The sequence below is a fragment of the Streptomyces sp. NPDC052012 genome, from assembly GCF_040689265.1.
Taxonomy (GTDB): Bacteria; Actinomycetota; Actinomycetes; order Streptomycetales; family Streptomycetaceae; genus Streptomyces.
The window spans coordinates 40,900-63,230 of the sequence record NZ_JBFAXA010000002.1; the positions used below are offsets into that span (position 1 = coordinate 40,900).

The window sequence follows — 22,331 nt, forward strand, 5'->3', positions numbered from 1 at the left end:
GGCGCGCAACCGTGGGCCGATCGAGTGCTCCGGGCGGCCGGCGCCCCGTGTCACCGCCCTGCGGGCACGACCCGGCTGAAGCTCTGACACGCGGGGAATGGATCACACACGCGCGGTGTGCCGTTGACACCGGGTGCCAGGGCTTCTAGCGTCACGTCTGCTGAAGGTACTAAGCGGTCGCTCACCACCAAGGGTCCGACCGCAGGAGCCGCATCCCAAGGGCGAGGAGAAGCAGCAATGTCCACCACTGAGCAGCGGGTCGCGGTCGTCACCGGCGCCGCACGCGGCATCGGCGCCGCCACCGCCGTACGACTGGCCGCGGAGGGCCGCGCGGTCGCCGTGCTCGACCTCGACGAGGCCGCGTGCAAGGACACCGTCGAGAAGATCACCGCCGCCGGTGGCAAGGCCATCGCGGTCGGCTGCGACGTCTCCGACGAGGCGCAGGTCGAGGCCGCCGTCGCGCGCATCACCGAGGAGCTCGGTGCCCCCACCATCCTGGTCAACAACGCGGGCGTGCTGCGCGACAACCTGCTGTTCAAGATGAGCGTCTCCGACTGGGACACCGTCATGAACGTGCACCTGCGCGGCGCCTTCCTGATGTCGAAGGCCTGCCAGAAGCACATGGTGGACGCCGGCTTCGGCCGGATCGTCAACCTGTCCTCCTCCTCCGCGCTCGGCAACCGCGGCCAGGTCAACTACTCGGCCGCCAAGGCAGGTCTGCAGGGCTTCACCAAGACCCTCGCCAAGGAGCTCGGCAAGTTCGGCGTCACCGCCAACGCCGTCGCCCCCGGCTTCATCGCCACCGAGATGACCAAGGCCACCGCGGAGCGGGTCGGCATGGGCTTCGAGGACTTCAAGGCCGCCGCCGCCACCCAGATCCCGGTGAACCGCGTCGGTGAGCCCGAGGACATCGCCAACGCGATCGCCTTCTTCACCGGCGAGGAGGCCGGCTTCGTCTCCGGCCAGGTGCTGTACGTCGCCGGCGGACCGCTCGACTAGGACGACTGGGGAACACACGACATGACTTCAGTGGAACTCTCGGGCAAGGTCGCCCTGGTCACCGGCGCGAGCCGGGGCATCGGCTACGGCGTCGCCGAGGCACTCGTCGCACGCGGCGACCGCGTCTGCATCACCGGCCGCAACGAGGACGCCCTCAAGGAGGCCGTCGAGCAGCTCGGCGCCGACCGCGCGATCTACGTCGCCGGCAAGGCGCACGACGAGGCCCACCAGGCCGTCGCCGTCGAACGCACCATGGAGGCCTTCGGCCGGGTCGACTTCCTGGTCAACAACGCCGGGACCAACCCGGTGTTCGGGCCGATCGCCGACCTCGACCTGAACGTGGCCCGCAAGGTGTTCGAGACCAACGTGGTCTCCGCGCTCGGCTTCGCCCAGCGCACCTGGCACGCCTGGCAGAAGGACAACGGCGGCGCGATCGTCAACATCGCCTCCGTCGCCGGCCTCGCGCCCTCGCCCTTCATCGGCGCCTACGGCGTCAGCAAGGCCGCGCTGATCAACCTGACCATCCAGCTGGCGCACGAGTTCGCGCCGAAGGTGCGGGTCAACGCGATCGCCCCGGCCGTGGTGAAGACCAAGTTCGCCCAGGCGCTGTACGAGGGCCGGGAGGCGGAGGCCGCCGCGGCCTACCCGCTGGGCCGGCTCGGCGTCCCCTCCGACATCGGAGGCGCCGCGGCCTTCCTCACCTCGGAGCAGTCGGACTGGGTCACCGGCCAGACCCTCGTGGTCGACGGCGGCATCTTCCTGAACGCCGGTGTCGCCTGAGGCGAGCGACACCTCATGTGCTGACGCACGACGATCCCGGCACGGGCGCCCATGGACGAAAACGGCGCCCGTGTCGGCGTATCGGGGCCGCACAGGACCGTTGACAACGTAGTCATCGGACGTCTCGTCTCAAGGACCGTACGGAGTGGGGCCACCGGCCGGAACACTGCGGTATGGTCTGCCGACCCTTGGTATGGCAGATCGAGGAGCGTGCGCGTGTTCAACCGGAACCGATGCCTGCGGCGGGTGGCGGCCATCGCGTCCATATCGTCCCTGGTCGCCGGCTGTGGCGTCCTGTCGTCGGACAGCCCCGACGACGAGGGGCCGATCGTCGTGGGTACGACCAGCTCCCCCAGCACGCTGGATCCTGCCGCCTCCTGGGACGGTTCCTGGGAGCTGTTCCGCAACATCTACCAGACGCTGCTCAGTTACCCGGTCGGCGCGAGCACGCCCCAGCCGGACGCCGCCAAGAGCTGCGAGTTCTCCGACGCCTCCAACCAGGTGTACCGCTGCGAGCTGCGCGAGGGCCTGAAGTTCTCCGACGGCGGCGCCCTCGACGCCAAGGCGGTCAAGCACTCCATCGACCGGATCCGCGAGATCAACGTCAGCGGTGGCCCGGCCGGTCTGCTGGGCAGCCTGGAGCGCGTGCAGGCGCCCAGCGAGCGCGAGGTCGTCTTCTACCTCAACAAGCCCGACGCGACCTTCCCGTTCGTCCTGGCGACGCCCGCCATGTCGATCGTCGACCCGGACGCCTACCCGGCCGACGCCCTGCGCAAGGACGGCGGCGTCGTCGGCTCCGGCCCGTACACCCTCGACTCCTACGAGGAGGGCAAGGAGGCCGAACTCGTCCGCAACGACCAGTACAAGGGGTACGCCGAGCGGAAGAACAGCGCGGTGACGATCCGCTACTTCCAGGACTCCGGCACCATGGTCAAGGCGCTGCGCGACAAGGAGATCGACCTCACCTACCGCGGCCTCGCCGCGAGCGACGTGGTCGACCTCCAGGGCAAGACCTCCAAGGAGGAGGAGATCCAGCTGGTCGACGGCACCGGGACCGACATCAACTACCTGGTGTTCAACCCGAAGGACCCGTGGGCCGGCAAGAAGGCCGTACGCCAGGCCATCGCCCAGATCGTGGACCGCGGGGCGATCGCGCACAAGGTCTACAAGGACACCGTCGACCCGCTGTACTCCATGGTCCCCAAGGGCCTGACCGGCCACACCACCGGCTTCTTCGACGACTACGGCGACCCCAGCGTCACCAAGGCCCGGCAGATCCTCACCGACGCGGGCATCACCGAGCCGGTCCCGCTCACCCTCTGGTACACCACGGACCGCTACGGCTCCGAGACCGCGCTGGAGTTCAAGGAGCTGGAGCGCCAGCTCGAGGCGTCCAAGCTGTTCGACATCACGCTCAAGAGCCGCCCCTGGAAGACCTATGTGGAGGGCTACCAGAAGGGCGAGTACCCGGTGTTCGGGCGCGGCTGGTTCCCCGACTTCCCTGACGCGGACAACTTCATCGCCCCGTTCGTCGGCAAGCAGAACGCCCTCGGCACGCCGTACGAGGCCACCGAGATCACCGATGTGCTGCTGCCCCGGTCCCGCCGGGAGAGCGACCGCGGCAACGTGGTGAAGGACTTCGAGGAGGCCCAGCAGATCCTCGTCGACGACGCGCGGCTGCTGCCGCTGTGGCAGGGGCGGGCCTACGTGGCGGCCAGCCGGGACATCTCGGGTGCGGAACGGGCCCTGGACCCGTCGACCATCATGATGGTGTGGGAGCTGTCGCGGAAGACCAGCTGGTAGGAGTCGCGAAGCCGCGGTCCTTCGGGGCACCGGCGGCCCGGTTGTCAGTGGTCGCCGGTAGGTTCTGAATCCCAGGGAGATCCTGGAAGTGACCGCGATCGTGAGGACGTTGACGTGACCGACATCGCCATGCTGCCCGAGTCCTGGCGCGGGGTTCTGGGCGACGAGCTGCAGCAGCCCTACTTCAAGGAGCTGACCGAGTTCGTCGAGGAGGAGCGGGCGAAGGGCCCCGTCTACCCGCCCCGAGAGGAGGTCTTCGCCGCGCTGGACGCCACGCCGTACGACAAGGTGAAGGTCCTCGTCCTCGGGCAGGACCCGTACCACGGCGAGGGCCAGGGCCACGGCCTGTGCTTCTCGGTCCGGCCGGGGGTGAGGATCCCGCCGTCGCTGCGGAACATCTACAAGGAGATGCACGCCGAACTGGGCACGCCGATCCCGGACAACGGCTATCTGATGCCGTGGGCCGAGCAGGGCGTGCTGCTGCTCAACGCGGTGCTCACGGTTCGCGGCGGCGAGGCCAACTCGCACAAGGGCCGGGGCTGGGAGCTCTTCACCGACGCGGTGATCCGCGCGGTGGCCTCGCGGCCCGACCCGGCGGTCTTCGTGCTGTGGGGCAACTACGCGCAGAAGAAGCTGCCGCTGATCGACGAGACACGGCACGCGGTGGTCAAGGGGGCGCACCCGTCGCCGCTCTCGGCGAAGAAGTTCTTCGGCTCCCGCCCGTTCACGCAGATCAACGAGGCGGTGGCGGCGCAGGGCCACGACCCGATCGACTGGACCATCCCGAACCTGGGGTGACCGATCCCGGGGCTGACCGGCCCGGGCCGATCACCGTGACCGGGTGCGGGCGGGCTGCCGGGTTCCTGCACCCGGGCGGGTCCCGGTCGCGCCCGGTCGCCCGGCCGGTGCCCCCGGTCGCACCGGGTCGTCTCCTGGTTGCGCCGGTCGTCTTCTGGTCGCGGGGGGTTGTCTTCCGGCCGCGTCCGGGCGTCTTCCAGCCCCGCCGGTCGTCTCCCGGCCGGCCCGGTCGTCTCCCCGCCCCGCCCGGCCGCCTTCCGGCCGCGCAGGTCCTCGTCGAGCGGTGTTCGGTCTGCGCCCGGACCGTGCTCGCCTGTTCGCCGCTCCACCGCCCGCTGCGTCCCCTGACGTGATCGGTTGCCCTCGGCGTCGCGGAGCCGCCTGTGAGGGATTGCCGTCGCCTGCGGTTAGCGTCGGACGGGAGATCCGGCGAGCGGTGTGGAGGGTGTGGTGGCGGAGTGGCAGGGGCAGGTGGCGGCGGATGCCGTGCTGACGCGGATCGGTCAGGTCGTGATGCTGCACCACGCCGGGGACCGGGAGGAGGCCCGGACCCGGCTTCTCGATCTCTGGGCGGAACTCGGTGAGCACGGCGACCCGCTGCATCGCTGCACCCTGGCCCACTATCTGGCCGACACCCAGGACGACCCCGAGGTCGAACTGGCCTGGGACCTGCGGGCGCTGACCGCGGCCGAGGAGGTCGCCGGTGACAGCGCGGCCGCGTACGAGGGCGCCCTCGCCCTCCGGGCGCTCTACCCGTCCCTGCATCTCGACCTCGCCGCCGACTACGCCCGTCTGGGCCGTCCCGACGCCGCCCGCACGCACCTCCACCGCGCCCGCCGAGCGGCCGGCACGCTCCGCGACGACAGCTACGGCGAGGGGGTGCGCAGCGCGATCCGGCGCCTGGAGATCCGGCTGGGCGAGGAGGGAGGGCCCACCGGCCCGCCGAGGCAGCGTCCGTAAGGCTCCCGGGCCGGTCATCTCCCGTAGGCGTCGCGGCAGATGGCCGCTTCCGGGCTGTCCGCGCGCCAGCCGCCGTACCGCTTGCCCAGACCGCAGACGTCCGGCGTGCCCCGCAGGTCGCGGCGGATCGACTCCGGGACGCCGGAGAGGTCCACGGACGGGCGTCGTGGGGTGTCGGTGCGATCGGGGGTGGGGCGTGGCCGCGGCTCGTGGCCCTCGGACCGCGTCGTGCCCTTCGGTGCGGGTGTCGCGGGGGCGGCGCGGTGCGACGGGGAGGCGGGCGCCTCGGTGGGGCGGGACGGGTCGACCATCTCCAGGGCCTCGCGCGCCGGTGCCTGCACGATCTGCGTCTCGGCCCGACCGTCCGGGCGCGGCACCGGCGGCTGGGACGGGGCCGGCGGCGGGCCGGGCGCGGTGGGACGCTGAACCGTCGTACAGCCCGTCAGGGCCGACACGGCCACCGTCACCAGAAGCGTTGCTGCGGTCGTCGTTCGATGCACCCGCGCAACTCTGCTGGCTCCGGTCCCCCGGCGAAGGGCGGACGGGCACAGGATGCCCCGCACGGGTGATCTCCGGCCCCGTACGGGGGCCGCGCGGGCACCCGGGGTGACGTCAGTCGCCGGTGGCGCCGTCGAGCCGCTCGCGGATCAGGTCGGCGTGGCCGTTGTGACGCGCGTACTCCTCGATCATGTGGGTGTAGATCCAGCGCAGGCTGAACGGCTCGCCCGAATTCTTGCTCCGGCCCTTGGACAGGTCGTCCAGCGCGAAGCCCGCCGCGTTGCGCCGCGCGATGTCGATCTCCGCCTGCCAGGCCGCGTTCGCCTCCTGCCACGTGTCCGCCTCGGTGAGGTGGAACTCGCCGTCCGGATCCGCGTCGCTGCAGTAGATCGGCCCCGGGTCCTCGTCCATCAGCACCTCGCGGAACCAGCCCCGCTCCACCTCCGCCATGTGCCGCACCAGCCCCAGCAGGGACAGTTCGGACGGCGGCACCGACGCGGTGCGCAGCTGCTCGTCGGTCAGGCCCTCGCACTTCCAGGCGAGGGTGCCGCGGTGGTACTCCAGCCAGCCCTCCAGCATCGTGCGTTCGTCGGCGTCGTTGGCGGGTTCGCGGCGCTCGGTCGTCATGGGGGCATCCTTGCGCAGCCGGGTCCGGCCCCACCAGGCCCTTTCAGGCTTCGATCATTCCCTCCAGCACCTCCCGCAGACTCTCCCGCACCGCCGCGAGGTCGGGCACCCGGGCGCTGAACGAGCCGGCCACGCAGGAGAACATCAGCCCGTCCGCCCAGGCGATCAGCGACAGCGCGTGCCGCTCCGGGTCCGTCGAACCCATCGCCGTGACGAGGGCAGTGAGCTGGTCACGGAAGCGGGCTCCGGCCGCGTCGAAGTAGGCGCGCAGTTCCGGGCGGCGGGTCGCCTCGAGGGCGAGTTCGTAGCGGGCCAGGGTGAGTTCGCGGTTGCGGGTCAGGGCGCGGTGGGTGGCCAGCGCGAGGGCGTCCACCAGCGAGCCGGTGCCGGCCGCCGGGTCCGGCATCTCGTGCAGGGCGAGCACCCGCGCCTCCCGCTCGGCGAGCCGCCGTACGGCCAGCTCCAGCAGGGCCTGCCGGGTGCGCGCCAGATTCGAGGTGGAGCCCTGGGGGAGCCCGGCCGCCTCGTCGACCGCCCGATGGGTGAGCCCGCGCATCCCGCGCTCGGCGAGCAGGGCGAGGGCGGCGTCGGCGACGAGATCGGCGCGGGCGGCGCCTGCGGTGTGTACGGACATGGTGGTCAAACTACCCGCCGCACTACGGCTGTAGTACAGTCGAGGCATACGGGCACTACAGCTGTAGTGACCATCGGGTCACTGCGGATGCGGTGATCAGTCGGCGAGGAGGCGTCATGGCAGACGTGAAGCGGGCCGTCGTGATCGGCGGTGGCATCGGCGGTCTCACCGCGGCGGCGGCCCTGCACCGGCGCGGGGTGAAGGTGACCGTCCTGGAGCGCGCCGGTTCGCTGGAGCCGGTCGGCGCGGCCATCTCCCTGGCACCCAACGCGCTGCGCGGGCTGGACGTCATCGGGCTCGGCGACCCCGTCCGCGCCCTCTCCGCCTGGCAGGGCGACGGGGGACTGCGCGCGCCCAGCGGACGCTGGCTGTCCCGGTCCAGCGCCGCGGCCGCGGCGGAGCGCTTCGGCGGCCCCCTGGTCCTGCTCCATCGCGCCACGCTCGTCGACCACCTCGCCGCACAGCTCCCGCCGGACGCCGTGCGCACCTCCGCCGCCGCGCACGTGGTCGATCCCGGAGACCCCGCCGACCCCGCCCGTCCGGCCCGCGTCGCCACCCCCGACGGCGAGCTGAGGGCCGACCTGGTGGTGGCCGCCGACGGCATCCACTCCGCCGTACGCCGGGTGCTCTTCCCGGAGCACCCCGGGCCCGTGTACTCCGGCTTCACCACCTGGCGGATCGTGATCCCGCTGCCCGGCGCCGAGTTCGCCTCGCACGAGACCTGGGGCCGGGGCCGCATCTGGGGCACCCACCCGCTCAAGGACGGCCGGATCTATGCCTACGCCGCCGCCCTCGCCCCCGCCGGCGACCGCGCACCCGACGACGAGCGGGCCGCACTGCTGCGCCGCTACGGCGACTGGCACGACCCGATCCCCGCCGTGCTGGCCGCCGCCCGCCCCGAGGACGTCCTGCGCCACGACGTCCACCACATCACCGAGCCGCTGCCCGCCTACCACCGCGGCCGGGTCGCCCTGGTCGGCGACGCCGCGCACGCCATGCCACCGACCCTCGGCCAGGGCGGCAACCAGGCCATCGAGGACGCCGTCACCCTCGCCCACCACTGCGACGACCTGCCCGCGTACACCGCCGCACGGCTGCCCCGCACCACCGCGATCGCCCGCCAGGCCGTGCAGGTGGCGCGCCTGAACATGATGAGCAACAGGCTCGGCATCGCCGTACGCGACAACGCGGTCGCCCTGCTGTCGAAGGCCGGACCCGCGCTGTTCCTGCGCGGCTTCGACGGGATCGCCGACTGGCGGCCTCCGCAGCAGCCGTATGCTTCGCAGCAGACCACGGCAGGCAAGGGCTAGAGGAGAACACCCCGTGAAGGTCGGCTGCATCGGACTCGGCGACATCGCGCAGAAGGCCTACCTCCCGGTCCTCGCCTTCCAGCCCGGAGTGGAACTGCACCTGCAGACCCGCACGCCCGCGACCCTCACCCGGGTCGCCGACGGCCTGCACCTCCCGGCCGGGCAGCGCCACACCGACCTCGATTCCCTGCTCGCGCAGGACCTCGACGCCGCGTTCGTGCACGCGCCGACCGCCGTCCACCCGCAGATCGTGACCCGGCTGCTCGAGGCGGGCGTACCGACGTACGTCGACAAGCCGCTCGCCTACGAACTCGCCGACTCCGAGCGGCTCGTGGCGCTCGCCGAGGAGCGGGGCGTGAGCCTCGCCGTCGGCTTCAACCGGCGCTTCGCCCCCGGCTACGCGCAGTGCGCGGACCATCCGCGCGAGCTGATCCTGATGCAGAAGAACCGGATCGGGCTCCCCGAGGAGCCGCGCACGATGATCCTCGACGACTTCATCCACGTCGTCGACACCCTGCGTTTCCTCGCCCCCGGCCCGGTCGACGACGTGAGCGTGCGGGCCCGTGTCGTGGACGGGCTGCTGCACCATGTGGTGCTCCAGCTCGCCGGGGACGGCTTCACCGCTCTCGGGGTGATGAACCGGCTCAGCGGCTCGGCCGAGGAGGTCCTGGAGGTGTCCGGCCAGGACACCAAGCGTCAGGTGGTCAACCTCGCCGAGGTGATCGACCACAAGGGCCAGCCGACGGTGCGGCGGCGCGGCGACTGGGTGCCGGTGGCCCGCCAGCGCGGCATCGAGCAGGCGGTGCTCGCCTTCCTCGACGCGGTGCGCGCGGGCAAGGTGCTCAGCGCCCGGGACGCGCTGGCGACCCATGAGCTGTGCGAGCGCGTGGTGCGTGCGGTTCAGGGGCCGGCCGCCTGAGGCGCAGGGCGGCCTCGGTGACGACCCAGGCCGCGAGGATCAGCAGCGCGGCCTGCAACGGCCAGTCGCCGTAGCGCACGTAGGGCGTGGTCCCGTGGGCGAGCGGGACGTCGTACACCTGCGTGGTGCTCGCGTCCGTGCCGAGCCAGGGGCCGATGCGCTGCCCGCTCGGGCCGTACACGGCCGAGACGCCGGTGAGGGTGGCGTGCACCATCGGACGGCCGGTCTCGGCGGCGCGCAGCGCGGCGAGCGAGGCGTGCTGCCCGGGCGCCCAGCTCTGCTGGAACGTCGAGGTGGACGACTGGGCGAGCAGCACGTCCGCGCCGTCCTCGGCGAGATTCCGGCTCATGTCGGGGAACGCGGTCTCGAAGCACACCATCGGGCCGATCCGCAGTCCGCCGCCCGCGTCCATCACCACCTGCCGGGTGCCCCGCATCCGGTCCTCGCCCGCCGCCTTGCCGACGGAGGTCGCCCAGCCCAGCAGGGAGCGCGCCGGGATGTACTCGCCGAACGGCACCAGCCGCATCTTGTCGTAGCGGTCGCCGGTGAGCCCCTCGGGGCCGACCAGCACCGAGCTCTTGTAGATGCCGGGCCGGTCGAAGCGGCGCGCGTCGACGTTGACCAGGATCTCCGCGCCCGTCTCGCGGGACAGCGCGGCGAGCCTGCGGGCCAGGTCGGGGCGGGCGGCCAGGTCGAAGCCGACGCTGCTCTCGCCCCAGACGATCAGGTCGACGTCCTGGCCTGCGAGCTCCCGGGTGAGCCGTTCCTCGCGGGCGAAACGGGTGTCGGCGCCGGTGACGACGCCCGGCTGCACCACGGCGATCTCCACATGGTCGTCGGTGCCCGGACGCGGCGACCACACCCACGCGGCCGACGCGGCGACGCCCACGGCGACCAGCCCTGCCACGGCGGGCACGCGCGCCCGGCGCAGGGCCACGAGCACGGCCAGCGCGACGTTCAGCGCCACGACCAGGAAACTCGGCAGCCATATCCCGCCCACCGACGCCAGCCGCAGCGCGGGCTCCACCTGCCACTGGCTCGCGCCGAGCACCCCCCAGGGGCCACCGAGCCCCTGCCAGGAACGGACCAGCTCGATCGCCAGCCAGCCCGACGGCAGCACCAGCAGCGCGGCCACCACCGCTCGCCCCGAGGGCACGCCGCCGAGCAGCCGGCGCACCAGCCAGCCCCACGGCGCCCACAGAGCGCCGAGCAGCGCGGCGATGACGAAGGTGAACACATGCAGATTCGGCAGCAGCCAGTGGTGCATGGCCAGCATGAAGCCGAACCCGCCCCACCAGCCGTCCCGCAGCGCCCGCTTCCCCGTCGGCGCGCTGCGCGCCAGCAGGATCCAGGGGACCAGCGCCACGTACGCGAACCACCACAGGGCCGGGGCGGGAAAGGCGAGGACGGGCAGCGCGCCCGACACCGCGGCGGCGGTCGAGCGCCGCCACGGGGAGGCGAGCCAGTGGCCGAGCGTCTTCATAGGCGCCTCTCTACCCCGTGCTGCCTCCAGTGTGCGCCCCGACGATGATCCCGCGACAGGGCGCGTCGATCAGCGAGCGGGCACGTCGGCTCAGTTGATCACATCAGCGGCCCGCCGATCGGGAAGGCGCCGCCACTTCTCCCGCACGACCACCTCGCTCAGCCGCCAGCCGTCCCGCGTACGCACCATCGCGAACGCGTACCGCCCGCCGCACACGAAGTCAGGTGCGGCGACACCCCGGTCGTCGGTCGCGCCGCGCCCCATCGGATTGACGTAGTCGGCCTGCACCATGGCCGTGTCGCCGGTGTCCTGCTCCCAGATCCCGAACCGCACCCGCCGGTTGACGATCAGATGCTGGCGCAGGGGAAGCCCGCCCAGGCTCTCGGCCAGCCACGCGGCCACCGTCGCGACGTCCCCCTCGACACCGCCCGCCGAGCGGTAGTCGGCCCGCCCGTCCACCGCGAACAGCGCCCGGAACGCCGTCCAGTCCCCGTCGTCGACCGCCACCGCGTACTCGGTGACGAGCTCGTCCACGGCCAGCCGGTCCCTCACGGTCGCGAGCTCCACACGCTGCGTCATCGGCTCAGTGTTGGGCATGCGACGCACGGAGCCAAGGGCCTGCGCGCATCGAAATAATCACTGGCCGCGGACGGGCCGCCGCGGCCAGTCTTGGCGGCGTGAACGATCAACCGACCGCACAGCACCCCCGCTTCGAGGTGCGCGCCCGCCACACCGAGTCCACCGTCACCGTCTACCAGGCCTACCGCCCCGGGATCGGCCGCGCCGCGGCCCGCCACGGCCGCTTCCCGTCCTCCTGGAGCCGGGAACGCATGACCTGGATCAAGCCGTCGTTCCTGTGGATGATGTACCGCTGCGGCTGGGGCACGAAGAAGGACCAGGAGACCGTCCTGGCCGTGGAGATCAGCCGCGAGGGGTTCGTCTGGGCGCTGCGCCACGCGTGCCTGTCGCACTACGTGCCCGTCCTGCACGGTGACCAGGCCGACTGGAAGCGGCGGCTGCGGCAGGCGCCCGCGCGGGTGCAGTGGGACCCGGAGCGGGATCTGCACCTCGATCCTCTGCCGTACCGCTCGCTGCAGCTGGGGCTCGCCGGGGAGGCCGCCGCGCGGTACGCCGACGAGTGGATCGTGGGCATCGAGGACGTCACGCCGCTCGCCACGGAGATCCATGCGCGGGTGCGCGCCGGTGAGCTCGACCGGGCGGCCGCTCTGCTTCCCGACGAGCGGCCGTACCCCCTCGACGAGGACGTCCTCGCTCATCTGCGAGCCTAGGGATCTTCGCCCCGTCACCAGGAGGAAGTCATGAAGCGTCTCGTCACCGTGGTCACCGGTGGGAGCCGGGGGATCGGCGCCGCGGTCTGTCTTCGGCTGGCGGCCGAGGGGCATGACGTGGTCGTGGGGTATGTGCGGGACGCGGCGGCTGCCGAGAAGGTGGTGGACGGGGTGCGGGCGGCCGGGGCGCGGGCCGTCGCCGTGCGGGGTGACACGTCCGTCGAGGCGGACGTCGAGCGGCTCTTCGCCGTGGCCGAGCGCGAACTGGGGCCGGTGACGGGTTTGGTGAACAACGCCGCGGTGACCGGACCGCTGGGGCGGCTCGCCGAGGCCGGCACCGACACCCTGCGCCGGGTCGTGGACGTCAACCTCCTGGGAACGCTGCTGTGTTCGCGCCGCGCCGCCCAGCTCATGAGCCCCAGGGGCGAGGGCGTGATCGTGAACATCTCGTCGGGCGCCGCCACGCTGGGCAGCCCCGGCGAGTACGTCCACTACGCGGCGACCAAGGCCGCCGTCGACGCGCTCACGGTGGGGCTGGCCAAGGAGCTCGGGCCGGACGGGATCCGGGTCAACGCGGTCGCGCCGGGAGTCGTCGACACGGAGATGCACGCCGCCATGGGCGCACCGGACCGGGCCCGGGAGCTCGGCGCGACGGTGCCGCTGCGCCGCGCGGGGCGGGCCGAGGAGATCGCCGCGGCCGTGGCCTGGCTGATGTCGCCGGACGCCTCGTACACCACGGGGACGGTGCTGCGGGTGGCCGGCGGGCGCTGAGCGCCTGGCCGGGGTGACAGGGGGGCGCTCACGCGGCCTCGATCACCGCGCCGCGGATCGCCGCCGCCCACTCGATCACCAGGAGTTCGTACTCGGCCCGTTCCTGCGGCGACAGGGAGCCGCCCGCGCGCAGCCACAGCGCACGGATCTGCTCGTTGACCTCGGCGGCAGACCGCACGGAACCAGGGGTCGTTAAATCGGGGGACATGCGGACCAGCCTAGGGCCAGGCACTGACAGTGCGCTACCGGACGGTCACACGGACCGTAACGGTTCGGTCAGTGCGCGGGCTCGCCCGCGTCCGGGCTCAGCGCACCCGTGCCGACCAGCACGATGATGAGGATGCCCAGCGCGATCCGGTACCAGACGAACGGCATGAAGCTCTTGGTCGAGATGAACTTCATGAACCAGGCGATCACCGCGTATCCGGTCGCGAAGGCGATGATCGTGGCGAAGACCGTCGGCCCCCACGAGACATGGCCGCTCTCGGCGGCGTCCTTCAGCTCGAACAGGCCGGAGGCGAGCACCGCCGGGATCGCGAGGAGGAAGGAGTAGCGGGCCGCCGCCTCGCGCCTGTAGCCCATGAAGAGGCCGCCGCTGATGGTGGCGCCGGAGCGGGAGACGCCGGGGATGAGCGCCATGGCCTGGCAGACGCCGTAGATCAGGCCGTCCTTGACGCTCAGGTCCGTCAGTTCCTTGCGCTGCTTGGCCGCGCGGTGCCGGCCCCCGCTCTCGTCCCGCGCCGCCAGCCGGTCGGCGATGCCGAGGACGATGCCCATGCCGATCAGCATGGTGGCGGTGAGCCGCAGATCGCGGAACGGGCCCTCGATCTGGTCCTTGAGCGTCACGCCCAGGACGCCGATGGGGATGGAGCCGACGATGACGAGCCAGCCCATCCGCGCGTCGTGGTCCCGGCGCATCTCCTTGTCCGTCAGCGAGCGGGTCCAGGCCGACAGGATCCGCCCGATGTCCTTGCGGAAGTAGATCAGCACCGCCGTCTCCGTGCCGATCTGCGTGATCGCGGTGAAGGCCGCGCCGGGGTCCTCCCAGCCCGAGAAGGCCGCGGTCAGCCGCAGATGCGCACTGGAGGACACGGGGAGGAACTCGGTCAGCCCCTGGACGAGTCCGAGGATGAGGGATTCAAACCAAGACATGAGGTAGCGGAGTCCAAGTGCCGATCGTGGAACGGGCGACGGGCACACCGAACCGCCGTGCGCGGTGATCGATGATCAGGCGTGCCGCGGGGGAAGCGTAGCGCCCCTGGATGACAACCCCGGCACAGGGGCCGAGAGGGCGGTGCTCAGGCCGCCGTCGGGCCGCTCACCGTCCAGCCGGGCGACTGCGGACGGGGTGTCAGATCCTCGTGGCGCACCGGGTCGCCGCAGGCGCGGCAGGTGACGACCGGGACCAGCTCGTGGCCGCAGGTGTGCTCCAGCACCATGGGCCGGTCGCCGTCCGGCCGCAGATGGCGGTTGCCCCACTCCATCAGGGTCATCAGCACCGGCTCCAGCTCCAGGCCCGCCCGGGTGGGCCGGTACTCGAAGCGCTGCGGGCGCTCGCTGTACAGGCGCTTGGTCAGGATCCCCGCCTCGACGAGCCGCTTCAGCCGCGTGGCGAGGATGTCGCGCGGTGCGCCGATGTTGCGCACCAGCTGGTCGAAACGGCCGTTCCCGAGGCACACCTCGCGCAGCACGAGCAGGGAGTACTTCTCACCGACCAGCGCGAGCGTGTCGGCGATCGAGCAGGGGCGCGGTTCCTTGGGGGCGGCCATGGAGGCAAGTCTAGGGGAGGGTTGGATTTTCCAACTCACGCCGCTATGGTGAGTCCAGATTTCCTACTCACTGGTAATCGCCGCGGTCACCGCAACCGATGACCCCACCGGTCACCACACCAGTCACCGCCCGGACGGCCAAGGAGGCCCGCACCATGCGTGACGCAGTCGTCGTCGAAGCCGTACGCACCCCGATCGGCAAGGGCAAGCCCAACGGCGCCCTCGCCCACGTCCACCCCGTCGATCTCCTCGCCCACACCCTGCGCACCCTCGTCGAGAGGTCCGGCGTCGACCCCGAGCTGATCGACGACGTCATCGGCGGCACCGTCGACCAGGTCGGCGAGCAGGCCATGAACACCACCCGCTACGCCGTGCTGTCGGCCGGCTTCCCGGAGTCGGTGCCCGCGACCACCGTGGACCGCCAGTGCGGCTCCTCCCAGCAGGCCGTGCACTTCGCGGCCCAGGGCGTCCTGTCGGGCGCGTACGACCTGGTGGTCGCCTGTGGTGTGGAGTCGATGAGCAGGGTCCCGATGTGGTCCAACGTGCCCCCCGGCGCGGACCCCTTCGGCCCCGGTGTCGCCGAGCGCTATCCCGAGGGTCTCGTCCCGCAGGGCATCAGCGCCGAACTCATCGCCGCCAAGTGGTCCCTCACCCGCGAGCGGATGGACGCCTTCGCCGTGTCCTCGCACCGCAAGGCGGCGGCCGCCTGGGACACCGGACTGTTCGACGCCGAGGTCGCGCCGCTCGCGGGCGTCACCCGCGACGAATGCGTCAGGCCGGACACCAGCCCGGAGGTCCTGGCCGGCCTCAGGCCCGCCTACCACGACCCGGCGTTCGCCGAGCGCTTCCCGCAGATCGAATGGAACGTCACGGCGGGCAACGCCAGCCCCGTCAACGACGGCGCCTCGGCCGTGCTCATCACGTCGAGCGAGACGGCGGCCCGCCTCGGCCTGCGCCCGCTCGCCCGGCTGCACAGCTTCGCCGTCACCGGATCCGACCCGCTGCTCATGCTCACCGGCGTCGTCCCGGCCACCGAGAAGGTCCTGCGCCGCGCCGCCCTGTCCCTCGACGACATCGACCTCTTCGAGGTCAACGAGGCGTTCTCCAGCGTCGTCCTGGCCTGGCAGCAGGAGACCGGCGCCGACCTCGCCAAGGTCAACGTGCACGGCGGGGCGATCGCCCTCGGCCATCCGCTGGGCGCCAGCGGCACCCGCCTCACCACCACCCTGGTCCACGCGATGCGCGAGCGCGGCGCCCGCTACGCCCTGCAGACCATGTGCGAGGCGGGCGGACTCGCCAACGCGATGATCCTCGAGGCGGTCTGACGAACGTGGCGGAGTGACGGAACGTCAGTGCCCGCGCAGCCGGTGCCGCTTGCGCCACGCCACCACGGCGCCCACCAGGCCCGGCACGGCGATACAGGCCAGCGCGATCAGAAAGGCCGGTGACGTCGGCGTCGAGGCGCGGGCGCCGGCGACCACGTAGGCGGCGGTGTTCGGGATCGAGCCGAGCGCCGTCGCCAGCAGGAACGGCAGCAGGCCCATCCGCGAGACGGCCGCGCAGTAGTTGGCGGCGGCGAACGGCACGCCCGGGAACAGCCGGGTGGCCAGCATCGACCGGAAGCCGTGCCGGCTGAGCTGACGGTCCGCCGCCTTCAGCAGCCGCCCGCGCAGCAGCGGGCGCAGCGCGTCCTGGCCGAGCGCCCGGCCCAGACAGAACGCGATCCCGGCGCCGAGCACCGTGCCGGCCAGCGCGGAACCCAGGCCCAGCTGCGCGCCGAACAGCGCGCCTGCGGCGAGGTTCAGCAGCGGGCGTGGCACGAACGCCACCGTGCACACCCCGTACGCCACCGCGTACGCCACGACCGCCGCCGCTCCGGACAGCTGCGGGGGCCAGCCGTCGGTCAGCAGTTTCTGCGGCTCGAACAGCAGCACCGTCGACGCGGCGGAGGCCAGCAGCACGACGAGCAGGGACAGCCGCGACCACGGCGAGAGCAGGACTCTGGCGCAGCGGGCGGCCAGAGGTGGCGCGGGGACGTGGCCGAGCGCGCCGTCGGGGACGGCGAGATCCGTCGCGGTGGCCCGGGGAGAGGCCGTGGCGGTGCCCCCAGAGCGGGTGGTGGCATCGAGCATCCGGTGACACTAACCGACATATGTGTGTGATCGCCGTAGTGTTCGTCTCATGGGTGTCACAGGGAAGCGATCACCGCGCATACCGGACAGCGCGCTCGCGGACACCGTGCTGGAGCGGCTCACCGCCGCCTACGGGCCCGCCGCCGACCCGGAACGAGCGGTGGCGGTCCGGGCGTACATGAAGGACATCGCCCCCTTCCTGGGCCTGACCGCCCCCGTCCGCCGTGCCCTGGACCGCACCGTCGTGCAGGGCCTGCCCCGCCCCGGCGAGGCCGACTGCACCGCCATCGCCCTGCGCTGCTGGGAACTGCCCGAGCGGGAGTACCGGTACTTCGCCGTGGACCATCTGCGCCGCCATGTACGCAGCTGCTCCTCCGGCTTCCTGCCCGTCGTCCGGCATCTCGTCACCACCGACCCGTGGTGGGACACCGTCGACCTGCTCGCCGCGCATGTCGCCGGCCCGCTGGTCGCCGCCGACCCGAGGCTCACGGCCGTCATGGACGAGTGGATCGCCGACGACGACCTGTGGCTCGCCCGCGCCGCCCTGCTCCACCAGCTGCGCTACAAGGAGCGCACCGACACCGGGCGGCTGTTCGGTTACTGCCTGCGCCGGTCCGGCCACCCGGACTTCTTCATCCGCAAGGCCGTCGGCTGGTGCCTGCGCGAGTACGCCAAGACCGACCCGGAGGCCGTGCGTGCGTTCGTGGCCGAGCACCGGGAGCGCCTCGCTCCCCTGTCGGTGCGGGAGGCACTCAAGAACATCGGCGAGTGAAAATCGTTCGACGGACGGTCACGCGTCGGCGATGATCGTCGTCATGTTCCGGTACGCCTTCCACCTCGCCGCATCCGCCGCCGCGGATGCCCCGAAGGCTGCCGTCTCCTTCTTCCTGGCCGCCGTCGACGGCGCCCGAAGCTGACCCTCCCCGGATCGTTCCGGCGGACCCCGCAGGGGGAGGGTCGGCGAGTGACCGGGGTCCCCGTCCCACCTTCACCAGGCTTCGAGGTACCGCCATGCCCAAGACGGCGTACGTCCGCACCAAACCGCATCTCAACATCGGCACGATGGGCCATGTCGACCACGGCAAGACCACTCTGACCGCCGCCATCACCAAGGTCCTGGCCGACCGGGGCGCCGGCACGTTCGTGCCGTTCGACCGCATCGACCGGGCGCCGGAGGAGGCCGCCCGCGGCATCACCATCAACATCGCGCACGTCGAGTACGAGACCGACACCCGGCACTACGCGCACGTCGACATGCCCGGCCACGCCGACTACGTGAAGAACATGGTCACCGGCGCGGCGCAGCTCGACGGGGCCATCCTCGTCGTCTCCGCGCTCGACGGGATCATGCCGCAGACCGCCGAGCACGTCCTGCTCGCCCGGCAGGTGGGCGTCGACCACATCGTCGTCGCCCTCAACAAGGCCGACGCGGGGGACGAGGAGCTGACCGACCTGGTCGAGCTGGAGGTCCGCGACCTGCTGTCCGCGCACGGCTACGGCGGTGACTCGGTGCCCGTGGTACGGGTCTCGGGGCTGAAGGCGCTGGCGGGCGACCCCCGGTGGACGGCGTCGATCGACGCGCTGCTCGACGCGGTGGACACGTATGTGCCGATGCCGGAGCGGTATCTGGACGCGCCGTTCCTGCTGCCGGTCGAGAACGTGCTCACCATCACCGGGCGGGGCACGGTCGTGACCGGTGCGGTGGAGCGGGGCACCGTGCGGGTCGGGGACCGGGTCGAGGTGCTGGGGGCGTCCGTGGAGACGGTCGTCACCGGTGTGGAGACCTTCGGAAAGCCGATGGAGGAGGCGCAGGCCGGGGACAACGTGGCGTTGCTGCTGCGGGGGGTTCCCCGGGATGCCGTGCGGCGCGGGCATGTGGTGGCCGCGCCGGGGAGCGTCGTGCCGAGTCGGCGCTTCACGGCTCAGGTGTATGTGCTCTCCGCCCGTGAGGGCGGGCGGACCACGCCGGTCTCGTCCGGGTACCGGCCGCAGTTCTACATCCGTACCGCGGATGTGGTGGGGGACATCGACCTCGGTGAGGCGGGTGTCGCGCGGCCCGGGGAGACGGTCACGATGACCGTCGAGCTGGGGCGGGACGTGCCGCTCGAGCCGGGGCTCGGGTTCGCCGTCCGTGAGGGTGGGCGGACCGTCGGGGCGGGGACGGTGAGTGCCCTTCTGTGAGGGGTGGCTTGTGTGCGTGGGGGACTGCGGGCCGGTTCGGGGCTGGTCGCGCCCACGCGGCGGAGCCGCACATCGATGCAGCCCCGCGCCCCTGAGGGCACGCCGCAGGGGGGCACAATGACGAGGTGAACGAGCCGATTCCCGTCACACGGGTCACCGCCCACGGCACCGTCAAGCTCCTGCCCGACGTCGATCGGGAGCGGGCCTGGCTGCTGACCGTGGACGGGGCGCCTCAGTCGTACGTCGATCTGGACGAACCGGCGCATCTGGAGTTCGAGTACGCGCGGCGGCTCGGGCATGTGCTGGACGTCGTGGACGAGCCGGGGCGTGCGCTGGACGTGGTGCACCTCGGGGGCGGGGCGCTGACCCTGCCGCGGTACGTGGCGGTGACCCGGCCCGGCTCGCGGCAGCATGTCGTCGAGGCCGACGGTGAGTTGCTCGAACTGGTCGTGGAGCATCTGCCGCTGCCCGAGGGGGCCGGGATCGCGCTGCACGCGGCGGACGCCCGTCTCTGGGTGGAGGCCGCCCCGGACGACAGCGCCGACATCGTCGTCGGAGATGTCTTCGGCGGCTCACGCGTTCCGGCGCATCTGACGTCCGTCGGCTACGTCCGTCAGGTCGCGCGGGTGCTGCGGGACGGTGGGGTCTACCTCGCCAATCTGCCGGACGCGGCGCCGTTCGCCTTCCTCCGCGCCCAGCTCGCGACCCTCGGCACGCAGTTCGAGGAGCTGCTGCTGATCGCCGAGCCGGGTGTGCTGCGCGGGCGGCGGTTCGGCAACGCGGTGCTGGCCGCCTCGCACCGGCCGGTGGACATCGCCGCGCTGAGCCGGCTCACCGCCGCCGACGCCTTCCCCGCCCGGGTCGAGCACGGGGCCGCGCTGAGGGAGTTCACGCGCGACGCCCGGCCCGTGCGGGACGAGGACGCCGTGCCGTCACCCGAGCCCCCCGACGGGGCGTTCGGCATCGGCTGAGTCGCCGGCCTTCTCCGCCGTGGCGCCGGTGACGTGCACGGCGCGGCGGCGCAGCCGGCGTACGTCGGGCACGCACAGCACCGCCGCCGTGGCCACGACGACCAGCGCGGCACAGCCCCACAGTGCCTGCGGGCGCCCGAACGTCGTCTCGGCGGGGCCCGCCAGCGCGGTCGCCAGCGGCACCAGGGCGACCGAGCCGAACCAGTCGTAGGCCGAGATCCGGGACAGTTTCTCCTCGGGGATCTCCTGGTGCAGCGCGGTCATCCAGGAGACGCCGAACACCTCCACGCTCACACCGGTCACGAGCATCACCGCGCACAGGACCGCCGCCGGGACCGGCACGGCCAGCGCCGCGGACGGCAGGGCGAGCGGGAACACGCACAGGGTGCCCACCAGCAGCAGGCGGCGCGGCTTCCAGCGGGTCATCAGCAGCGCGCCCACCACGGTGCCCGCGCCGAAGAACGCCAGCGCGAGACCCCACGGGCCGGCGCCGCCCAGATGGTCCCGGGCGACCAGTGGTCCGTAGACCGCGTCGGCCGCGCCCACCACCGCGTTGGCGAGGGAGAACTGCACGACGATGCCCCACAGCCAGGGGCGGCCGGTGAACTCCCGCCAGCCTTCCCTGAGGTCGGCCAGCAGTCCGCCGCCCGGGGCGCGCGGCGGGATGTGCCGGACGTCGAGGAAGGCGCGCAGCCCGGCCGCGACCGCGAAGGCCGCCGCGTCCGCCGCGAGCACCCAGCCCGGCCCGATCACGGCGACCATGGCCCCGCCCAGGGCGGCGCCGCCGAGGGACGCGCCCTGCATCGCCATCCGGAACACGGCGAACGCCCGGCCCGCCTGCTCGCCCCGGACCGAGGACAGCAGCATGCCCTCGGCGGCGGGGCTGAAGAACCCCTGGCCGGTGCCTCCGAGCGCGCTGAGCAGCATCATGTGCCACAGCCGCGGCTCGCCCGCCAGCACCAGGGCGGCGAAGGCTGCCTGCGAGCCGCAGTTCAGGACATTGGCCGCGACCATCACCCGGTGCCGCGGCAGCCGGTCCGCCACCGCGCCGCCGATCAGCAGGAACAGCACCAGCGGCAGGGTGCGGGCGGCGGCCACCAGACCGACGTCGGCGCCGTCGCCGCCCGCCTCCAGGACGGCGAACGCGGCGGCGATCAGCGCACCGCTGCTGCCGAGGCTCGTCACCACGGCGGAGGCGGTCAGCAGACTGTAGTTGCGGCCCGCCCAGGAGGGCCGGCGGCCAGAAGCGGTGGCCGGCACCACGTCGCGGCGGTCGACCACCGCCCTCACCTCATCTCTTCTGTCGTCTCACCGATGCGGATACCTGACGATGCGCCAGGCGTTGCGCAGGGTGCCCGAGACTCGAGGTGCGTGATGATGTGACCAGGTGCTGTCATGAACCTGTTGGTTCACCAGCCAGGCGAACTGTACTCAGGATCTTCATGATGGTCGCGTCGGAGAGTTCCTCCGAAACGCCGTGCGCGCCGTACAGGTTGAAGGCGACGAAGTCCCCCGCACTGTTCTTGAAGCCGAAGGAGATGGCCTTGCCGTCGCTGGAGCACTTGGACTTGCCCTTCTGCGGGCTGTTCTTGGACCGGGCCCAGGCGTAGTGCCCCTCGATGCCGGCGTCCGTCTTGAAAGCCTTGGCCTTCTTGTCGAAGGTGATGCTCTTCTTGTCCGGCTGCGTGTAGCCCCCGTAGACCCACCACGGGACCTGGTTGACGGCGACCTCCTGGGTGTTCTTCGCGCCGTTCGCCCCCTTGGTGCCCGCGGTGGCGAGCGCCGTGTCCTCCTCGCGGCCGTCCTTGTCGTCGTCCGACGTGCACCACTTGGACTTCAGGTACGCGGGAGCCGACATGGTGATGAGCGGCTTGCCGCTGTCGTCCTTGTCGTCCTCGAAGCCGATGTAGGTGTCCGGGGAGTCGATCTCCCAGTCGGCCGGGACGTCGAAGGCGGTGCCCCACTTCGGATTGACCACGACCTTCCAGCCCGGAATGGTTGCCTTCTCCTCCTCGCCGCCCCGCGGGTTGTCCGCGGAGGCGGACGTGCTCGGCTCGGCGGAGGAGTTCTTGGAGGCGCTGGCGGAGGGTTTCCCGTCCTTCTTGCCCGCCGTGTCGTCCTTGTCGCCGCCCAGCACCAGGAAGCCGGTCACACCGGCGGCCACCACCACGGCGGTCGCCGCCACGATCGCCACCAGCTTGGTCCGGTTGCCGCCGCCTGAGCCCTGCGGCGGCTGCGGCGCCCCCGCCGGGGTCGGCGCACCCCACTGCGGCTGCTGGCCGTAGGGGTTCGGCTGCTGATAGCCGGGCTGCTGATACGGATTCGGCTGCTGGTACCCCGGCTGCTGATACGGGTTGTTCGCTTGCGGGTTCTGCTCGCCCCCGGGCGGCTGCTGTCCTGGCCACAT

The 22,331-nt window shown here is 72.2% G+C and carries 24 protein-coding genes; 13 read left to right on the forward strand and 11 right to left on the reverse strand.

All coding sequences use genetic code 11. The features are described 5' to 3' along the window. Window positions 1-237 precede the first annotated feature (237 nt). The 5 genes from fabG (at window position 238) to AB0412_RS03860 (ending at window position 5,340) form a co-directional block, all read left to right on the forward strand. The gene (gene fabG, locus AB0412_RS03840; RefSeq protein WP_366400852.1) at window positions 238-999 is read left to right on the forward strand and encodes a 3-oxoacyl-ACP reductase FabG; all 762 of its coding nucleotides are present in this window, start codon (window positions 238-240) and stop codon (window positions 997-999) included. Between the two features lie 21 nt (window positions 1,000-1,020). Further along, the gene (locus AB0412_RS03845; RefSeq protein WP_366400853.1) at window positions 1,021-1,779 is read left to right on the forward strand and encodes an SDR family oxidoreductase; all 759 of its coding nucleotides are present in this window, start codon (window positions 1,021-1,023) and stop codon (window positions 1,777-1,779) included. A 216-nt stretch (window positions 1,780-1,995) separates the two neighbouring features. After that, window positions 1,996-3,582, forward strand: coding sequence for an ABC transporter substrate-binding protein (locus AB0412_RS03850; protein ID WP_366400854.1), 1,587 nt, complete (start codon window positions 1,996-1,998; stop codon window positions 3,580-3,582). A 114-nt stretch (window positions 3,583-3,696) separates the two neighbouring features. Then, window positions 3,697-4,380: a uracil-DNA glycosylase gene (gene ung / locus AB0412_RS03855; protein ID WP_366400855.1), complete on the forward strand. Its 684-nt coding sequence runs from the start codon at window positions 3,697-3,699 to the stop codon at window positions 4,378-4,380. 450 nt (window positions 4,381-4,830) lie between these two features. Then, complete coding sequence (locus AB0412_RS03860; protein WP_366400856.1) at window positions 4,831-5,340, forward strand: hypothetical protein; 510 nt, start codon at window positions 4,831-4,833, stop codon at window positions 5,338-5,340. A 14-nt stretch (window positions 5,341-5,354) separates the two neighbouring features. Here the strand turns inward: AB0412_RS03860 and AB0412_RS03865 are convergent, their stop codons facing one another. From AB0412_RS03865 to AB0412_RS03875, 3 genes are all read right to left on the reverse strand, one after another. After that, window positions 5,355-5,840 carry a hypothetical protein gene (locus AB0412_RS03865; RefSeq protein WP_366400857.1) on the reverse strand — a complete coding sequence of 162 codons (486 nt, stop codon included), beginning with the start codon at window positions 5,838-5,840 and terminating at the stop codon, window positions 5,355-5,357. A gap of 112 nt (window positions 5,841-5,952) precedes the next feature. Then, the gene (locus tag AB0412_RS03870) at window positions 5,953-6,465 is read right to left on the reverse strand and encodes a DinB family protein (protein WP_366400858.1); all 513 of its coding nucleotides are present in this window, start codon (window positions 6,463-6,465) and stop codon (window positions 5,953-5,955) included. 43 nt (window positions 6,466-6,508) lie between these two features. Next, window positions 6,509-7,099 carry a TetR/AcrR family transcriptional regulator gene (locus tag AB0412_RS03875; protein WP_366400859.1) on the reverse strand — a complete coding sequence of 197 codons (591 nt, stop codon included), beginning with the start codon at window positions 7,097-7,099 and terminating at the stop codon, window positions 6,509-6,511. A gap of 116 nt (window positions 7,100-7,215) precedes the next feature. Between AB0412_RS03875 and AB0412_RS03880 the strand changes: the two genes are divergently transcribed. Further along, window positions 7,216-8,409 carry an FAD-dependent monooxygenase gene (locus AB0412_RS03880; protein ID WP_366400860.1) on the forward strand — a complete coding sequence of 398 codons (1,194 nt, stop codon included), beginning with the start codon at window positions 7,216-7,218 and terminating at the stop codon, window positions 8,407-8,409. A 13-nt stretch (window positions 8,410-8,422) separates the two neighbouring features. After that, entirely contained in the window at window positions 8,423-9,328 is a 906-nt protein-coding gene (locus tag AB0412_RS03885) for a Gfo/Idh/MocA family oxidoreductase (protein WP_366400861.1), read from the forward strand. On the opposite strand, the gene lnt is transcribed toward AB0412_RS03885, so the two are convergent. Next, entirely contained in the window at window positions 9,252-10,811 is a 1,560-nt protein-coding gene (lnt, locus tag AB0412_RS03890; RefSeq protein ID WP_366400862.1) for an apolipoprotein N-acyltransferase, read from the reverse strand. The genes AB0412_RS03885 and lnt overlap by 77 nt on opposite strands. 90 nt (window positions 10,812-10,901) lie before the next feature. Beyond that, on the reverse strand, window positions 10,902-11,390 hold the full coding sequence (locus AB0412_RS03895) for a nuclear transport factor 2 family protein (protein ID WP_366400863.1): 489 nt from the start codon (window positions 11,388-11,390) through the stop codon (window positions 10,902-10,904). A 98-nt stretch (window positions 11,391-11,488) separates the two neighbouring features. Between AB0412_RS03895 and AB0412_RS03900 the strand changes: the two genes are divergently transcribed. Together AB0412_RS03900 and AB0412_RS03905 are read left to right on the forward strand one after the other, a co-directional pair. Beyond that, window positions 11,489-12,100 (forward strand): DUF4291 domain-containing protein, encoded by a 612-nt coding sequence (locus AB0412_RS03900; protein ID WP_366400864.1) that lies wholly within the window; start codon window positions 11,489-11,491, stop codon window positions 12,098-12,100. Between the two features lie 30 nt (window positions 12,101-12,130). Next, entirely contained in the window at window positions 12,131-12,871 is a 741-nt protein-coding gene (locus AB0412_RS03905; RefSeq protein WP_366400865.1) for an SDR family oxidoreductase, read from the forward strand. A 28-nt stretch (window positions 12,872-12,899) separates the two neighbouring features. Here AB0412_RS03905 and AB0412_RS03910 read toward each other — a convergent pair whose 3' ends face one another. The 3 genes from AB0412_RS03910 to AB0412_RS03920 form a co-directional block, all read right to left on the reverse strand. Continuing rightward, window positions 12,900-13,079: a hypothetical protein gene (locus AB0412_RS03910; RefSeq protein ID WP_366400866.1), complete on the reverse strand. Its 180-nt coding sequence runs from the start codon at window positions 13,077-13,079 to the stop codon at window positions 12,900-12,902. A 68-nt stretch (window positions 13,080-13,147) separates the two neighbouring features. Then, on the reverse strand, window positions 13,148-14,023 hold the full coding sequence (locus tag AB0412_RS03915) for an undecaprenyl-diphosphate phosphatase (RefSeq protein WP_366400867.1): 876 nt from the start codon (window positions 14,021-14,023) through the stop codon (window positions 13,148-13,150). 146 nt (window positions 14,024-14,169) lie between these two features. Then, window positions 14,170-14,640 (reverse strand): helix-turn-helix domain-containing protein, encoded by a 471-nt coding sequence (locus AB0412_RS03920; protein ID WP_366400868.1) that lies wholly within the window; start codon window positions 14,638-14,640, stop codon window positions 14,170-14,172. Between the two features lie 155 nt (window positions 14,641-14,795). Here AB0412_RS03920 and AB0412_RS03925 point away from each other — a divergent pair, with 155 nt between their 5' ends. Beyond that, the gene (locus AB0412_RS03925) at window positions 14,796-15,965 is read left to right on the forward strand and encodes a thiolase family protein (RefSeq protein ID WP_366400869.1); all 1,170 of its coding nucleotides are present in this window, start codon (window positions 14,796-14,798) and stop codon (window positions 15,963-15,965) included. A 24-nt stretch (window positions 15,966-15,989) separates the two neighbouring features. Here AB0412_RS03925 and AB0412_RS03930 read toward each other — a convergent pair whose 3' ends face one another. After that, window positions 15,990-16,772 (reverse strand): TVP38/TMEM64 family protein, encoded by a 783-nt coding sequence (locus tag AB0412_RS03930; protein WP_366400870.1) that lies wholly within the window; start codon window positions 16,770-16,772, stop codon window positions 15,990-15,992. 49 nt (window positions 16,773-16,821) lie between these two features. Here AB0412_RS03930 and AB0412_RS03935 point away from each other — a divergent pair, with 49 nt between their 5' ends. The 3 genes from AB0412_RS03935 to AB0412_RS03945 all read left to right on the forward strand — a co-directional run bounded on the left by AB0412_RS03935 (window position 16,822) and on the right by AB0412_RS03945 (window position 19,924). Then, window positions 16,822-17,544, forward strand: coding sequence for a DNA alkylation repair protein (locus tag AB0412_RS03935; RefSeq protein WP_366400871.1), 723 nt, complete (start codon window positions 16,822-16,824; stop codon window positions 17,542-17,544). A gap of 239 nt (window positions 17,545-17,783) precedes the next feature. After that, on the forward strand, window positions 17,784-18,953 hold the full coding sequence (tuf, locus tag AB0412_RS03940) for an elongation factor Tu (RefSeq protein WP_366400872.1): 1,170 nt from the start codon (window positions 17,784-17,786) through the stop codon (window positions 18,951-18,953). A gap of 125 nt (window positions 18,954-19,078) precedes the next feature. Continuing rightward, window positions 19,079-19,924, forward strand: coding sequence for a fused MFS/spermidine synthase (locus AB0412_RS03945; RefSeq protein ID WP_366400873.1), 846 nt, complete (start codon window positions 19,079-19,081; stop codon window positions 19,922-19,924). Here AB0412_RS03945 and AB0412_RS03950 read toward each other — a convergent pair. After that, window positions 19,886-21,184: an MFS transporter gene (locus tag AB0412_RS03950; protein WP_366401485.1), complete on the reverse strand. Its 1,299-nt coding sequence runs from the start codon at window positions 21,182-21,184 to the stop codon at window positions 19,886-19,888. The genes AB0412_RS03945 and AB0412_RS03950 overlap by 39 nt on opposite strands. Before the next feature lie 133 nt (window positions 21,185-21,317). Next, window positions 21,318-22,331 carry a hypothetical protein gene (locus AB0412_RS03955; protein WP_366400874.1) on the reverse strand — a complete coding sequence of 338 codons (1,014 nt, stop codon included), beginning with the start codon at window positions 22,329-22,331 and terminating at the stop codon, window positions 21,318-21,320.

Coding starts and splice junctions, on each gene's coding strand:
- tuf (WP_366400872.1), top strand. CDS start 17,784: ATGCCCAAGACGGCGTACGTCCGCACCAAACCGCATCTCAACATCGGC.
- AB0412_RS03845 (WP_366400853.1), top strand. CDS start 1,021: ATGACTTCAGTGGAACTCTCGGGCAAGGTCGCCCTGGTCACCGGCGCG.
- AB0412_RS03935 (WP_366400871.1), top strand. CDS start 16,822: ATGGGTGTCACAGGGAAGCGATCACCGCGCATACCGGACAGCGCGCTC.
- AB0412_RS03905 (WP_366400865.1), top strand. CDS start 12,131: ATGAAGCGTCTCGTCACCGTGGTCACCGGTGGGAGCCGGGGGATCGGC.
- AB0412_RS03870 (WP_366400858.1), bottom strand. CDS start 6,465: ATGACGACCGAGCGCCGCGAACCCGCCAACGACGCCGACGAACGCACG.
- AB0412_RS03915 (WP_366400867.1), bottom strand. CDS start 14,023: ATGTCTTGGTTTGAATCCCTCATCCTCGGACTCGTCCAGGGGCTGACC.
- AB0412_RS03910 (WP_366400866.1), bottom strand. CDS start 13,079: ATGTCCCCCGATTTAACGACCCCTGGTTCCGTGCGGTCTGCCGCCGAG.
- AB0412_RS03880 (WP_366400860.1), top strand. CDS start 7,216: ATGGCAGACGTGAAGCGGGCCGTCGTGATCGGCGGTGGCATCGGCGGT.
- AB0412_RS03925 (WP_366400869.1), top strand. CDS start 14,796: ATGCGTGACGCAGTCGTCGTCGAAGCCGTACGCACCCCGATCGGCAAG.
- AB0412_RS03920 (WP_366400868.1), bottom strand. CDS start 14,640: ATGGCCGCCCCCAAGGAACCGCGCCCCTGCTCGATCGCCGACACGCTC.
- lnt (WP_366400862.1), bottom strand. CDS start 10,811: ATGAAGACGCTCGGCCACTGGCTCGCCTCCCCGTGGCGGCGCTCGACC.
- AB0412_RS03930 (WP_366400870.1), bottom strand. CDS start 16,772: ATGCTCGATGCCACCACCCGCTCTGGGGGCACCGCCACGGCCTCTCCC.
- AB0412_RS03955 (WP_366400874.1), bottom strand. CDS start 22,331: ATGTGGCCAGGACAGCAGCCGCCCGGGGGCGAGCAGAACCCGCAAGCG.
- AB0412_RS03875 (WP_366400859.1), bottom strand. CDS start 7,099: ATGTCCGTACACACCGCAGGCGCCGCCCGCGCCGATCTCGTCGCCGAC.
- AB0412_RS03895 (WP_366400863.1), bottom strand. CDS start 11,390: ATGACGCAGCGTGTGGAGCTCGCGACCGTGAGGGACCGGCTGGCCGTG.
- fabG (WP_366400852.1), top strand. CDS start 238: ATGTCCACCACTGAGCAGCGGGTCGCGGTCGTCACCGGCGCCGCACGC.